Genomic DNA, 12,262 nt, shown 5'->3' on the forward strand with positions numbered 1-12,262 from the left:
CCCCCGAAAGTGGGGGCCTAACCTGGACGGGTGATGAAGACCGGCGCGGAACACCTGGTGGATGTGCTCACCGAGCTCGGTGCCGAAGTCGTGTTCGGCCTGCCAGGGGTGCACAACCTGCCGATCTGGGAGGCACTCGCGGGCAGCGGGATCCGGCTGGTCGGGGTGCGGCACGAGCAGACCGCCGGGTACGCCGCCGACGGCTACGCGCGGGCCACCGGCAAGCTCGGCGTCGCGATCGTCACCACCGGTCCGGGTGCGGCGAACACCATCGCCGCGGTGGGGGAGGCGATGGCCTCGGCCTCGCCGGTCCTGGTGCTCGCCACCGACATCCCCTCGACCCTGCGCAGGCCCGGCGTGGTGCGCGGGGTGCTGCACGAAACCGGTGATCAGGCGGCGCTGTTCGCGCCGGTCACCAAGGCGGCGACCACCGTCGAAGCGGCCGAGGACATCGTGCCCGCCGTGCAGCGGGCCGCGCGACTGGCCCGGCGCCCGCAGAGCGGACCGGTGTACGTCGGCATCCCCACCGACTTCCTCCGCGAGAAGACCGCGCGGCGCTCCGACGACGAATCGCGCACCGAGCGGATCCCGGCGCTGCACCTCAAGGACCTCGACCACGCCCGCCGCCTGCTGACCACCGCGCGCCGCCCCCTGATTTGGGCCGGGGGCGGTGCGGTGCGCGCCGAAGCCGGAGGCGTGATCGGCGAGCTGGCCACCCTGCTCGCGGCGCCCGTGATCACCACCTTCGCCGGGCGCGGCCTGCTGCCGCCGACCCACCCGTGCGCCGCGCCGAACCCGGTGCACGCCCCGGAGGTCGGCGCCCTGTGGGACGAGGCCGACGTGGTGCTGGGCATCGGTACCGACTTCGACGGCCTGATGACGCAGAACTGGCTGATGCCCCAGCCGCCCAAGCTGATCGCGATCAACGTGGACGCCGAGGACGCGGCCAAGAACTACCCGCCGGACGTGACCCTGGTCGGCGATGCCCGCGAGGTGGTGGACCGTCTCCTCGCCGGCATCGGCCCGCGCGAGGGCCTGGCCGAGCTGACCACCCGCTTGCGCGGCATCGAGAACACCGTGCGGCGGCGGATGCGGGCCGAGGAACCGCAGGCCGCCGATTTCCTCGGCACGCTCGAAGAAACCCTGCCCGAGGGGGCGGTGGTCGTGGCGGACATGTGCGTGGCCGGGTACTGGGCAGGCGGGTACCACCGGGTCAGCGCGCCCCGCCGGTTCGCCTATCCGATGGGCTGGGGGACCCTCGGCTTCGGCTTCCCGGCGGCGCTCGGTGCGGCGGCCGCGGGCCACGGGCGCGTGGTGTGCGTCAGCGGCGACGGGGGCTTCCTGTACGGCTGCGGCGATCTGGCCACGCTCGCCCAGGAGTCCCTGCCCGTCACCGTGATCATCGTCGATGACGGCGGTTACGGCATGCTGCGTTTCGACCAGGACCGCGCCGGGCTGCCGCAGCGCGGGGTCAACCTGCACACGCCGAACTTCGTCGGCCTGGCCCGCTCGTTCGGCATCAACGCCGACCAGGTCAAGGGCTTCGGCCGCGCGTTCCGGCGCCTGCTCGGTGAGTTCGTGCGCGCCGACGAACCCAACGTGCTGGTGGTCCGCGCGAGCCTCACCCCGCCGCTCAACACCTCGCCCCGCTGGTACCGGGTCAGCTCGTGAGGACCACCACCTTCCCGGCCGCGCGGTTGTCCTCCATGTAGCGGTGTGCCTCGGCGATCTCGTCGAGCCGGAACGTCCGGTCGAGGTGGGGCCTGTACTCGCCGGCCGCCACCCCGTCGACGATCTCCTGCAGGGCCTCCGCCCCGGCCGCCCCCTTCAGATCGTCGCTGTGGAACGAGGTCAGCTTGGTGCCGGAGGGGATCATCGCCACCGGTTCGAACTGCGGGATCACCCAGACGCCGCTGAGCATTCCGGCCACGCAGACCGTGCCGCCCGGCGCCACCAGGTGCAAGGAGTCCACTGTGGTGTTCGCACCCACCAGTTCGAGCACGTAATCCGGGCCCTCGGGGCGGATCTTCCGCACCGCGGTGGCCAGGTCCCCGTCGTCGAGCACCACGTGCGTGGCACCGGCCTGCCGCAAGGCGTCCACTTTGTCCGGGTTGCGGGTGCTCGCGATGGTCTCCAGGCCCCGCTTGCCCGCCAGCGAGAGCATGGCCATGCCCACCGACGAGGTGCCGCCCCGGATCAGCAGGCTGTGCCCGGTGCCCTGCACGTCCAGCGCCTGCAGAGCCCCGTACGCCGTCAGGTACGTCTCCGGCAGGGCCGCGAGGATCTCCCACGGCAGGTCCGTGGTCAGCGGAATGAGCAACTCGTTGGGCAGCAACGCGTATTCCGCGTAGCCGCCGTCGAACTCGCGGCCCATTTCGCCCATCACCGCGGCCACGGTGGTGCCCAGGGCCAGCCGGGGATCGGTGGACTCGGCGACCACCCCGACGCATTCGATCCCGAGCACGCGCGGGAACCGCACGTTGGGCGAATGCCCCTGCCGGGTCATCAGTTCCGACCGGTTGAGCCCGAAGCCCTTCACCCGCACCAGGCTCCAGCCGTCACGCACTTCGGGGCGCGGCACCTCGCGGACCCGCAACACCTCCTCGGGCGGCCCGGGCCGCTCGCACACGGCGGCCCTCATGGTGCTCCCCCCGGTCGTCTGCTCACTCACCCTGCGTCCCCTTTCCCGTCAAACAGAGTTCGTTGCCCTCGGGGTCGGCGATGGTCACCCAGGTGAAGGGCCCCTGTTGCCCCCGGTGCAGCAGGGTCGCGCCGGCCGCCGTCAGGCGGTCCAGTTCGGATTCGAGCTTTTCCTTACCTACGAAGACATCCAGATGCACCCGGTTCTTCCCGGACTTGGCCTCCGGCACGGCCTGGAACAGGATGCGGCGGCCGGAATCCGGATGCCGGATCGCCGCGCCGATCTTCCAGACGAGGACACCGCGATGCGTCGTGGTGTCCTCGTCTCGCGCCTGACCGGTCTCCACCATCCGGCGGATGAACGCCTCGTCGCTGGGTTCGACCGGCCAGCCCAGTGCCTCCGCCCACCAGTCGGCGAGCGAGTGCGGATCGGCGCAGTCCACGGTGACCTGGAAGTCGTATGCCATGGTCGCGACGCTAGCGCGCCCCACCGACATTTTCGGCGCCCTAGCCGAGGTGCTCCAGTAGCAGGGTGGTGAGCACCTCGGGGGTCTGCTCGGGAATCCAGTGGGTGATGTCTTCGAGCATCTGGAAGGTGTACGGGCCGGTGACCCAGTTCTCGGTGTCCAGCGCCGCGGTGGAGCCGAAGGCGACGTCCTCGGTGCTCCACACGTACAGCGTCGGCACTTCGATCTTGTCGATCTGCCCGCTCGGCCGTCCGGCGCGGTACCAGTTCAGTGCTGCGGTGAGTGCGCCCGGCTCGGACAGCCTGCGCACGTACTCGTCGACCCGGCTGGAGGGCACCTTCCACTCGAACATGCGGCGCAGGGCCTGGGCGTTGTCGGCGAGCATGCGCCGCTCGGTGCCGGAATCGTGCCAGTCCCGCATGTACTGCGAGCGCAACCGCTGGTCCTCGTCGGTGCGCAGGGCCTTGGCCAGCGCACCCGGATGCGGGGTCGAGACGACGGCGAGCCTGCGCAGCCGGCCGGGGTGTGCCGAAGCCGTCCACCAGGCCACCGCGCCGCCCCAGTCGTGCCCCACCAGATCGAAGCGGTCCCAGCCGAGCTCGTCCGCCATCGCGAGGACGTCGCCGACGAGCTCGTCCATCCCGTAGTCGGCCACCTGGCCCGGCCGCACCCCGGGCGAGTAGCCCCGCTGGTCCGGCGCCACCGCGCGGAAGCCGCGGGCGCCGAGGACCGCCACCTGGTGTTCCCAGACGATGGCGGCCTCCGGGAAGCCGTGCAGCAGCAGAACCGGCCTGCCGTCCTCGGGGCCGGCCGCGATCGCGTCGAAGGAACCGGCGGGGGTGGGGATGCTCAGCTGCTCGGTCACAGCCGCACTGTACTTGCCCCGGCCGGCCTGTCCGGTGGCGCCGCGCGGGTCAGCCCATGCCGTGGCGGGCCAGGAAGGAGGTGACCCGCTCCGGGGTGGCCAGGATGTCCCACTGCCGGTCAGGGTGGCTGAAGTTCTCGGTGAACTCGTCCGCCACCGCCTGGTTCTCCGACATCGCGGCGAACAGCCGCAGCAGGTGCGGCGGCGGCGGGGTGCGGATCATCAGGTTGGTCCAGTCCGCGGTGGCGTGCACGTGGTTGCGGCGCCGGTCGGCGACCTTCCGGCAGAACCGCTCGTCGAAGTTCGGGTCATCGAGGATGACCTGTCCCAGTGCCCACGCCGAATAGGAGGCGCAGTTCGCCCCCTGCCCGATCACCGGGTCGACCACGGTGTGCGCGTCCCCGAGCGCGATGACGTAGCGCCCGTTGGGAAGGCGCGCGTAGTCCTCGCGCACCGCGGGCAGGACCGCGCCCTGCAGCAGGTCCAGTGGTCCGGTCAGGTGGAACCGGGCGGGATCGATGCGCTCGAAGGTGGCCGGATGGTGCTCGCGCGTCTTCTCCAGTACCAGTTTTTCGAAACCGGCCGGATCGTCCTCGTAGGAGATCTCCGCGAGCATCTCCAGCTCGCCCCCCGGCACGTTCTCGAACAGCAGGGCCGTGACGTGCCCGGCCGGGGCGTACATCGGGATTTCCAGCAGCTCGCCCTGACCGGCCGCGACGCTCATCGTCACGCCTCGCGGTTCCGAAGGGGCGACCCCCTCGTACAGGCCGACGCAGAGCTTCCGCTGCGGGGTGTCGTAAGGAGATTTGTCGGCACGGCGCGGGAACATCGCGCTCATGCTGCCGCGGCCGGAGGCGATCACGACCAGGTCGTGCCGTTCGGACAGCCGGACGACGTCGGCCGCCTGCACCGGCCGCACCACGAACTCCCCGCCGCGCGCCACGAACTCTTCGAGCAGCCTGGGCAGGTAGAGCCGGTAGTCGACGGCCCGGGACGGGGCGCTGAAGAAGCCGGGGAACCGCAGGGGCCGCGGTCCTCCGCCGAGGTAGTGGTGGTGACCGTAGTAGAAGTACTCCTCGTCGTTCCAGTCGTCGATGCCGAGCGCCCGTTCCCGGGTGATGGTCGCGTGGTGGTGGGCGACGGAGTTGAGCATGCGCCCGCCGGCGAGTTGTTCCGCGGTCCGGTCGTTGTAGATCGTCACGGGGACGTCGTGCTGCCGCAGCAGGAGGCCGAGATGCAGGCCCGCGATGCCGGCCCCGACGATGCCGATTCCTTCCATGGACCGTTCCTTTCCTGTTGGGTTGTGTTTTGAAGTGGCGGAGCCGCTTGCTCCTGCGCCGTCAGCTTGCACCGCCGCGGGTTCTGACGTGGTTCCTCGCGAGGAAAGCTCCGAGGTGGTGAATTGGCATTCATGAGGAGGAGATCCCACAGCGAGGGACCACGTCAGGTTCCGCCACCCGCACCGCCACGCAAACCACTGCCAAAACGTGTTAGTGGGTGAACAGCTGATCGCCGGTCTCGGCGTAGAGGGCTCGGTAGGCGCCGGTGAAGAACACCAAGGGTTCCCCGTCCTCGTGGGCCAGGGCCGTGACGCGACCGAGGAAGAGAAGATGATCGCCCGCGGGGTGGATTTCCACCACGTCGCAACCGATCCGGCTCAGGCAGCCGCGCAGGTAGGGCAGGCCGTCCAGGTGGTCGAACTCGGGAGTGAACCCGGGTACCGGCCGTCCGGCGAAGTGGCGGGAATGCACTTGCTGGTCGTCGGCCAGGACGCTCACGCCGTACCGGCGGGTGCGGGTCAGCAGGGCGGCCATCCGCGACTGCCTGCCCAGGGAGACCAGGACCAGCGGCGGGTCGAGGGACACCGACAGGAAGCCGTTGGCCGTCATGCCGTGGATATGGTCGCCGTCGGCCGTGGTGACCACCGTGACCCCGCTGGTGAACCGGCCGAGGGTGCGCCGGAAATCCCGCGGATCGATGGGCCGGTTTCGCGACGGCGTCGGCAGCATCTCGGTTCCGGAATCCTCTCGCCGCAGCTCGTTTAACGAGCGCAGACAGCGATGTCAGCTCAATAATCGAGCACCTTAGCGTGTTAGAGTAACTGAGGCAATACTGAGGGGAGTCGGACGTGGAGGCCAAACCGGGGGTGCGGGCACAGACCCTGGACCGGGCGCTCGACGTGCTGGACATCCTGGCCGACGGCCAGGCCCGCTCGAGTCACGACCTCGCCGCCGCAACGGGGCTGCACCGGTCCATCGTCTACCGCATCCTGCGCACCCTCGAAGACCGCGAACTCGTCCGGCGCACCGTGAGCGGCCGCTACACCCTGGGGCTGGGCCTGCTGGTCCTGAGCCGTCCCGTGCTCGGTGGCGCCCAGGTGCACCTGCACGAGGTGCTCGGCGAACTCGCGAACCGGGTCTCCGCTACCGCCTTCTTCGCCGTGCCCCGCGGCGACGAGGTGGTCACGCTCGTCGCCGTCGAACCCGGGCGTGAACACTCGCGCGTCGCCTACCGTCCCTGGGACCGGGCCCCGATGGACCGCGGCTCGTGCGGGCCGGCCATCCGGTCGGCGTCCCCCGCGCAGGGCCAGGAACGACCCGAAATCGCCTGGGCACGCGAAACGGGCTACGTCCGCACGGTGGGCGAACTGCACGCCGGCCTCACCGAAATCGCCGCGCCGGTGCGGCTCGCCCACGGCGCGATCGGTTGCGTGGCCGTGGTTTTCGTCTCCGGTGAACTCGACGAGGGAAACGCCGCCCAGGCCGTCCGCCGCACCGCGACACGCCTGTCCCAGCCCTCCAGTGAAGTGTGGGAACTGTAGATTTCTACGCGGCTTCTTCTTCGCCGGTGAGGAATTCCCAGTGCCGCTGCGCGGCGGGGCGCCATTCGACGTGCTTGCGGTGGAACAACTCCGCCGCCTTCACCCCGCTCCAGTTCGGCGGCAGCAACCGCACTGGCAGCCGCGGATCCAGGAACGGGAATCGCCGCCATTCGTGCACCAGCCGGGTCTGCGCGTGCAGTACCTCGCCGCCGCTGACCGGCTCCAGCGCCCCGAATTCGTCGATGAAGTCTTCGTAGCGTTCTCCCAGCGCGGTCAGGTCCCAGGCCTGCGCGACCATCGCGTCCTCGTCCCCGATCCGCCCGTAGGAGGCGACGAACGACATCGCTTCGCGATCGAGGCCGAGCGTCCGCACGATCTCGTCCGCCTCGTCCTGTCTGCCGGTGTCGGCGCTGATCCACACCCCCGGCGTCGGCGAGCCGAAACCGGCCCAGGTCAGCCGCGTGCGCAGGGTGTGCCGCAGATCGCGCTTGGTTTCGGGCACCGACACCAGCAGCATCAGCCAGCACCCGTCCCAGTTTTCGGCGTCCCGCCCGAAGCCGTAGATCCGTTCCGCGCCCTCGGTGAGCAGGCGGCGCCCCGGCGGGGTGAGCGACCAGCGCACCCGGCGGCCGACGCGCTCGGACACCAGCCAGCCCTCGGCGGCGGTGCGGGCCAGTGCCTGCCGGGCCGACTTCTCCTCCACCCCGAACGTGCCCAGCACTTCGACCAAGGTCGAGGTCCAGACCGCACGGCCGCGCGGCAGCACGAACTCGCCGAGCACGGTCATCAACAAGGAACGGGCGCTGGTGTGGCTGACCTCGCGCCGCCTGCTCATCGTGGGGCGGGCCGCGGACTCCGAAAGCTTCACAGACTTCACGGAATCCCCCATTCTCCGCACCTCCCTCTCGGCGGCGTCACCGGTCCGACCAAGCTAGCCCATCGTGTTCCGCGCTGTCACCGCGCCCGGGTTACCCTGCCCTGATGACGGACGGGTTGCGCACCCCGCCGGGGGCCGGTGGAAAGCGCGGATGGCTGAGCTACGAACTGTTCGGCTGCGCGCGGCGCGGTCACGAACTGGTGGGCCGGGACGCGGCTCGGATCCGTCCCGAGGACGGTCTCGTGGTGCGGGAATCGGCCGGTCTGCGCTGGCACCGCTGCCTGAGGTGCGACACCTGGCTGCCGCTGCCCGCGCCCGAACACCCGGAACGGGAATTCTGCCCGGAACGGGACGAAATCGCACTGCCGTTGCGGGGGAAACTCCTGCGGGACCGCTACGTGCTCCGGCTGATCGCGCTGGACCGTCTGCTGCATTTCGTGGTGCTGGCCGTGCTCGGTATCGCGATCCTGGTCTTCGCACGGGAACGGCAGGTCCTCAGCGGACCGTTCTACCGGTTCCTCGACGCGCTGCAGGCGGGGGTCGGCGGACGCAGCGGCCGCTCGGGCGAGGGCATGCTCGGCGAACTGTCGAAGGCATTCGAGGCCCGGAGTTCGACCCTGTGGCTCATCGGGTTCGTGGTCGTCGCCTACGCGGCGCTGGAAGGGGTCGAAGCGATCGGGTTGTGGCTGACCCGGCGGTGGGCCGAGTACCTGACGTTCCTGGCGACCACGGTGCTGCTGGTCCCCGAGATCTACGAGCTGAGCCACCGCGTCACCGCGCTCAAGGTGCTGACCCTGATCATCAACATCGCCGTGGTGGTCTACCTGCTGTTCGCCAAACGCCTGTTCGGCGTGCGGGGCGGTGGCCGGGCCGAAGCCGAGGAGCGGGTCGCCGACAGCGGCTGGCCCGCACTCGAACGCGTGCTGCCGGGACCACACGCGCGGTGATCACGTCTGTGTCATCCTCGGTGGCATGACGACGACGCACGCGCTGACCCAGATCCTGCTCACCGCGCAGGAGTTCGAGGCCAAGGGCTTTCTCGGTACCGTGGGAAGGATCGCCGCGGCCACGATCATCTTCTTCGTCGCGATCGGCTTCATCGTCGGGCTGATCGTGGGGATCTTCATCGGCCGCCTCACCGCGCGCCGCCGCTGACGCGTCCATTTCGGACACCAAGGCACCGCGAGGTCCGTTTTCCGCCGGAAAGCCGGGTCCGGCTCCTTCAAGATCGTCTCATGGACAAGACGGTTCTGGTGACGGGTGGCAGCCGGGGGATCGGCGCGGCGGTGGCGCTGCGGCTGGCCGCGGATGGTGCGGACGTGGCGTTCACGTACCGGCAAGACGAGGAGAGTGCGGCCGCGACGGTCGAGCGGATCAAGGCGGTGGGGCGGCGGGCACTGGCCATGAAGGCCGACAACGCCGACCCCGGCGAGGTGGTGGCCGCGGTGGAACGGACGGCGGAGGAGTTCGGCCGGCTGGACGTGCTGGTGAACAACGCGGCCGCGTTCGTGGTGGCACCGCTGGAGGAATGCGGACCCGACGAGTTCGACGAGGTCGTCGCCGCCAACGTGCGGGCGCCGTTCCTCGCGTCGCGGGCGGCGGCACGCGTGATGGGCGAGGGCGGCCGGATCATCACCATCGGCAGCAACATGGCCGAGCGGGTGGTGTTCCCGGGCTTCACGCTCTACTCGCTGAGCAAGACCGCGCTCATCGGGATGACGAAGGGGCTGGCCCGTGAGCTCGGGCCGCGGGGGATCACGGTGAACCTGGTCCACCCCGGACCGACGGACACCGACGCGAACCCGGCCGACAGCGCGAACGCGGCCACCATCGCCGGGTTCACCGCGCTGGGCCGCTACGCGCGGCCGGAAGAGATCGCCTCGATGGTGGCCCATCTCGCCGGAGAGGGCGGGTACGTCACCGGCGCCGCGATCACCGTGGACGGCGGGTTCTCCGTGTGACCCCGCCCGCCTGACCACCCGCCTGGCTCAACGCAGTGCGGCGATGAGCAGGCCCGCGCGGGGTTTCGGGGTGAAGTAGGTGCTCTTGCGCGGCATCGTGTGCCCCTGCTCGTGCACGGTCAGCACGTCGGAAAGGGGAACGGGCGCCAGGCGCAGCACGGCATCCACCCCCGGGCCCGGATCGTGCCCGTCGGGCACGGCCCGCACGTGCGGGCCTTCCGGGTCGATGCCGAGCGCCTCGCGGATCAGCAGTTCTTCGACCACCGCGTGGTCGATCCGCGGGCGTTCGGCGGTGGCGGGCAGGTCCACCTCCAGCCCGCCCGCCACGGTCACCATGCCGGGCGCGGCGGGCGGGGCCGGATCGTCCACCTCGCGGACGGTCAGGCCGTGGCGCCGCCACGCCGCCGCCAGATCGCCGAGGCCGAGCCCGGTCCCGGCCAGCGCGCGGTGGATCGCGCCGACGCGCAGGTCCGGCCCGGCGGTGACCAGGGCGAGCAGCCCGGTACCGGCCGCCGTCGCGGCGGCGACCCGGTGGTTGCCGTCCGCCACCAGCAGGGGCTGCCGCCGGACCGCCGCGAGCAGTTCGCCGTACTCGCTGAGCAGCCACAGCCGGTGCACCCGGCCACCGCGGTCCCGGTGCCGGACGTCCGGCTCCCGCCCGGCCACCGCCTCGGCGGTGGCCCGGGTCAGCTCGTCCCCGCCACCGGCCGGGACGAGCATCGCCGCACTGGTCGCGCGGCCAAGGCCGGCGAGCATCGCGGCCCGTTCCGCCACGATCCCCGGGTAGACCTGCTCGGTGTGCCGCACCTTGGCGTCCACCGCGGCCGGGTCGACCAGGCACAGCACCCCCAGCGCGGTGCCGTCGGGGCCGGTGGCCGAGTAGGCGGCCACCACGTCGCGCACGGGCCGGTAGTCCAGCGCGAGCAGGCGGTCGAGCGTGCGCCGCGCTTCGGGCAGTGCCTCGGTGAGGGTGCGGCCCTCGGCGCGCGCCTGGGGAGTGCGGTGCGGATGCTGGACGGCCAGCAGGCTGTCCCGGCCGTTCGCCAGCGCCGCGGCGACCTCCGCGGGATCGGCGAACTCGTCGACGTCCGGACCGGGTACCGCGCCGGTGACCACCCAGCCCCGCGAGATCGCACGCGCCCACCCGGTCATGACCCTGATCTTGCCGTACGCGGGCCGTGCGTGGTCAGTGGAAACGGGCGGTGATGGTGAGCAGCCAGCTCAGGTCGGTGCCGGTGGCCACCTCGGAAGGATGCGAGCCGCGGCGGAACAGCCGGGCACCGGCCTCGCTCCCGCCCAGCGTCAGCGAGGAACCCCGCCGCCGCAGCCAGGTGCCTTCGCGCAGGGCGAGCACCGGCACGTCGTTCTCCTCCAGGAACTGTCCGATCCGCTCCTCGCGCGTCTCGCCCATGTGCGTGTCACCCGGGACCGGGTCGAGGTAGTGCGGGTTGATCTGGAACGGCACGAGCCCGCTCGCGTCGAACGCGGGCGGCTGCACGATCGGCATGTCGTTGGTGGTCCGGATGGTCGGGCAGGCGATGTTCGTCCCCGCGCTCGATCCGATGTAGACGGTCCCGTTGGCCACCCGGCCGCGGATCAGCGCGAGCAGTTCGCGGGTGTAGAGCGCCCGCAGCAGGCGGAACGTGTTGCCTCCACCGACGAAGACCGCCTGTGCCGAGCGGAGCAGCCGGACCGGGTCGCCGGTGTGCAGTCCCACGACCTCGACGCCGAGCGGGGCCAGCGCCTCGGCCGCCTTCGCCGTGTAGGCGTCGTGGTCGGCCAGCGCGAACGGCACGAAGACCAGGCGGCGGACCCCGGCGAGCGTCTCCACGAGCACGTCAGTGGCGTGTTCGAGGTAGCCCTGGCCCGGTGCGGTCGAGTTGGACAGCAACAGCAGGCGCATCACGGGAACCTTCCGGGCGGCGGACGGCGGGGACGTCCGCCAATCCGGCATACCTACCACGAGGCCCCGCGACGGTGGCGAACGAAGTGAGCGTAACCACAGTGATGCTGGCATGCTGGGCCCCATGTCGCTTCCCGATCCGCAGACCCCCTTCGGCGCGAAGGTGCGTGAGCGCCTGCGCACCGAAACCGTCATCTGGTTCACCACGGTCGGCGCCGACGGCACCCCGCAGCCGAATCCGGTCTGGTTCCTGTGGGACGACGAGGGCTTCCTCGTGTTCAACCGGTCCGAGGCCAACCGCCTGACGCACCTGAGGCACCGGCCGCGCGTCTCGCTGAACTTCGACGGCAACGGCCGCGGCGGGGACATCGTGGTGTTCACCGGGACGGCACGCCTGCTCCCGGACCACCCCCGGCCGCACGAGCTGCCCGCGTACCTGGAGAAGTACCGCGACGACATGAGCAGGATCAGCGGCAGCCCGGAGCACTTCGGTGAGGCCTACCCGGTCGCCCTGCGCGTCGACGTCACCCGCGTCCGCGGCTTCTAGCGGGACTTCCTGCCGGGCGTTTCTTTCCTGTGAGGGGTCCCCTCACAGCCGTTTCGACCGGGGTCCCGGCAAAGTCGCGTGAGTGTTGGCCGTGAAGGGTCCCTTCACAGTCGATTTGACTGTGAAGGGACCCTTCACGGCTTTGCCCGAGTCCCTCCGGCCGGGGGTGGGGGGTCTGCGC

Annotated in this window: 14 protein-coding genes; 6 read left to right on the plus strand and 8 right to left on the minus strand. The window is 71.0% G+C overall.

Going from position 1 to position 12,262, the window contains the following annotated elements:
- Positions 1-33 precede the first annotated feature (33 nt).
- Positions 34-1,671 carry a thiamine pyrophosphate-binding protein gene (locus tag FNH05_RS19865; RefSeq protein WP_186382637.1) on the plus strand — a complete coding sequence of 546 codons (1,638 nt, stop codon included), beginning with the start codon at positions 34-36 and terminating at the stop codon, positions 1,669-1,671.
- On the opposite strand, the gene FNH05_RS19870 is transcribed toward FNH05_RS19865, so the two are convergent.
- From FNH05_RS19870 to FNH05_RS19890, 5 genes are all read right to left on the minus strand, one after another.
- Entirely contained in the window at positions 1,661-2,641 is a 981-nt protein-coding gene (locus FNH05_RS19870) for a zinc-binding dehydrogenase (RefSeq protein WP_144590217.1), read from the minus strand. The two genes, FNH05_RS19865 and FNH05_RS19870, sit on opposite strands and share 11 nt — an antisense overlap.
- A 22-nt stretch (positions 2,642-2,663) precedes the next feature.
- Complete coding sequence (locus FNH05_RS19875) at positions 2,664-3,107, minus strand: VOC family protein (RefSeq protein WP_144590205.1); 444 nt, start codon at positions 3,105-3,107, stop codon at positions 2,664-2,666.
- Positions 3,108-3,147: 40 nt separating this feature from the next.
- On the minus strand, positions 3,148-3,972 hold the full coding sequence (locus tag FNH05_RS19880; protein WP_144590206.1) for an alpha/beta fold hydrolase: 825 nt from the start codon (positions 3,970-3,972) through the stop codon (positions 3,148-3,150).
- Between the two features lie 49 nt (positions 3,973-4,021).
- Positions 4,022-5,251 carry a styrene monooxygenase subunit StyA gene (gene styA, locus FNH05_RS19885; protein ID WP_144590207.1) on the minus strand — a complete coding sequence of 410 codons (1,230 nt, stop codon included), beginning with the start codon at positions 5,249-5,251 and terminating at the stop codon, positions 4,022-4,024.
- A 211-nt stretch (positions 5,252-5,462) separates the two neighbouring features.
- Entirely contained in the window at positions 5,463-5,981 is a 519-nt protein-coding gene (locus tag FNH05_RS19890; RefSeq protein ID WP_144590208.1) for a flavin reductase family protein, read from the minus strand.
- Positions 5,982-6,100: 119 nt separating this feature from the next.
- Between FNH05_RS19890 and FNH05_RS19895 the strand changes: the two genes are divergently transcribed.
- Positions 6,101-6,793 carry an IclR family transcriptional regulator gene (locus FNH05_RS19895; RefSeq protein ID WP_144590209.1) on the plus strand — a complete coding sequence of 231 codons (693 nt, stop codon included), beginning with the start codon at positions 6,101-6,103 and terminating at the stop codon, positions 6,791-6,793.
- A 4-nt stretch (positions 6,794-6,797) separates the two neighbouring features.
- On the opposite strand, the gene FNH05_RS19900 is transcribed toward FNH05_RS19895, so the two are convergent.
- Positions 6,798-7,628, minus strand: a complete 831-nt coding sequence (locus FNH05_RS19900; protein WP_281287619.1) for a PaaX family transcriptional regulator — start codon at positions 7,626-7,628, stop codon at positions 6,798-6,800.
- Positions 7,629-7,774: 146 nt separating this feature from the next.
- Between FNH05_RS19900 and FNH05_RS19905 the strand changes: the two genes are divergently transcribed.
- The 3 genes from FNH05_RS19905 (at position 7,775) to FNH05_RS19915 (ending at position 9,631) form a co-directional block, all read left to right on the plus strand.
- Complete coding sequence (locus FNH05_RS19905; RefSeq protein WP_144590211.1) at positions 7,775-8,617, plus strand: DUF2127 domain-containing protein; 843 nt, start codon at positions 7,775-7,777, stop codon at positions 8,615-8,617.
- Positions 8,618-8,642: 25 nt separating this feature from the next.
- Entirely contained in the window at positions 8,643-8,825 is a 183-nt protein-coding gene (locus FNH05_RS19910) for a Z-ring associated ZapG family protein (RefSeq protein WP_144590212.1), read from the plus strand.
- A gap of 80 nt (positions 8,826-8,905) precedes the next feature.
- Positions 8,906-9,631 carry an SDR family NAD(P)-dependent oxidoreductase gene (locus FNH05_RS19915; protein WP_144590213.1) on the plus strand — a complete coding sequence of 242 codons (726 nt, stop codon included), beginning with the start codon at positions 8,906-8,908 and terminating at the stop codon, positions 9,629-9,631.
- 27 nt (positions 9,632-9,658) lie between these two features.
- On the opposite strand, the gene FNH05_RS19920 is transcribed toward FNH05_RS19915, so the two are convergent.
- Both FNH05_RS19920 and pepE read right to left on the minus strand, forming a co-directional pair.
- Positions 9,659-10,783 carry a DUF1015 family protein gene (locus FNH05_RS19920; protein ID WP_144590214.1) on the minus strand — a complete coding sequence of 375 codons (1,125 nt, stop codon included), beginning with the start codon at positions 10,781-10,783 and terminating at the stop codon, positions 9,659-9,661.
- A 34-nt stretch (positions 10,784-10,817) separates the two neighbouring features.
- Positions 10,818-11,534 (minus strand): dipeptidase PepE, encoded by a 717-nt coding sequence (pepE, locus tag FNH05_RS19925; RefSeq protein ID WP_144590215.1) that lies wholly within the window; start codon positions 11,532-11,534, stop codon positions 10,818-10,820.
- Positions 11,535-11,658: 124 nt separating this feature from the next.
- Here pepE and FNH05_RS19930 point away from each other — a divergent pair, with 124 nt between their 5' ends.
- Positions 11,659-12,081 carry a TIGR03667 family PPOX class F420-dependent oxidoreductase gene (locus FNH05_RS19930; RefSeq protein ID WP_246127843.1) on the plus strand — a complete coding sequence of 141 codons (423 nt, stop codon included), beginning with the start codon at positions 11,659-11,661 and terminating at the stop codon, positions 12,079-12,081.
- Positions 12,082-12,262: the final 181 nt, after the last annotated feature.

The organism is Amycolatopsis rhizosphaerae (assembly GCF_007713715.1).
Lineage (GTDB): Bacteria > Actinomycetota > Actinomycetes > Mycobacteriales > Pseudonocardiaceae > Amycolatopsis_E > Amycolatopsis_E rhizosphaerae.

Bases quoted from the DNA above. Each gene is read 5' to 3' on its own strand.
- FNH05_RS19890 (WP_144590208.1), bottom strand. From the start codon at position 5,981: ATGCTGCCGACGCCGTCGCGAAACCGGCCCATCGATCCGCGGGATTTC.
- FNH05_RS19905 (WP_144590211.1), top strand. From the start codon at position 7,775: ATGACGGACGGGTTGCGCACCCCGCCGGGGGCCGGTGGAAAGCGCGGA.
- FNH05_RS19920 (WP_144590214.1), bottom strand. From the start codon at position 10,783: ATGACCGGGTGGGCGCGTGCGATCTCGCGGGGCTGGGTGGTCACCGGC.
- FNH05_RS19870 (WP_144590217.1), bottom strand. From the start codon at position 2,641: ATGAGGGCCGCCGTGTGCGAGCGGCCCGGGCCGCCCGAGGAGGTGTTG.
- FNH05_RS19865 (WP_186382637.1), top strand. From the start codon at position 34: ATGAAGACCGGCGCGGAACACCTGGTGGATGTGCTCACCGAGCTCGGT.
- FNH05_RS19900 (WP_281287619.1), bottom strand. From the start codon at position 7,628: ATGAGCAGGCGGCGCGAGGTCAGCCACACCAGCGCCCGTTCCTTGTTG.
- FNH05_RS19915 (WP_144590213.1), top strand. From the start codon at position 8,906: ATGGACAAGACGGTTCTGGTGACGGGTGGCAGCCGGGGGATCGGCGCG.
- FNH05_RS19930 (WP_246127843.1), top strand. From the start codon at position 11,659: ATGTCGCTTCCCGATCCGCAGACCCCCTTCGGCGCGAAGGTGCGTGAG.
- styA (WP_144590207.1), bottom strand. From the start codon at position 5,251: ATGGAAGGAATCGGCATCGTCGGGGCCGGCATCGCGGGCCTGCATCTC.
- FNH05_RS19875 (WP_144590205.1), bottom strand. From the start codon at position 3,107: ATGGCATACGACTTCCAGGTCACCGTGGACTGCGCCGATCCGCACTCG.
- pepE (WP_144590215.1), bottom strand. From the start codon at position 11,534: ATGCGCCTGCTGTTGCTGTCCAACTCGACCGCACCGGGCCAGGGCTAC.
- FNH05_RS19910 (WP_144590212.1), top strand. From the start codon at position 8,643: ATGACGACGACGCACGCGCTGACCCAGATCCTGCTCACCGCGCAGGAG.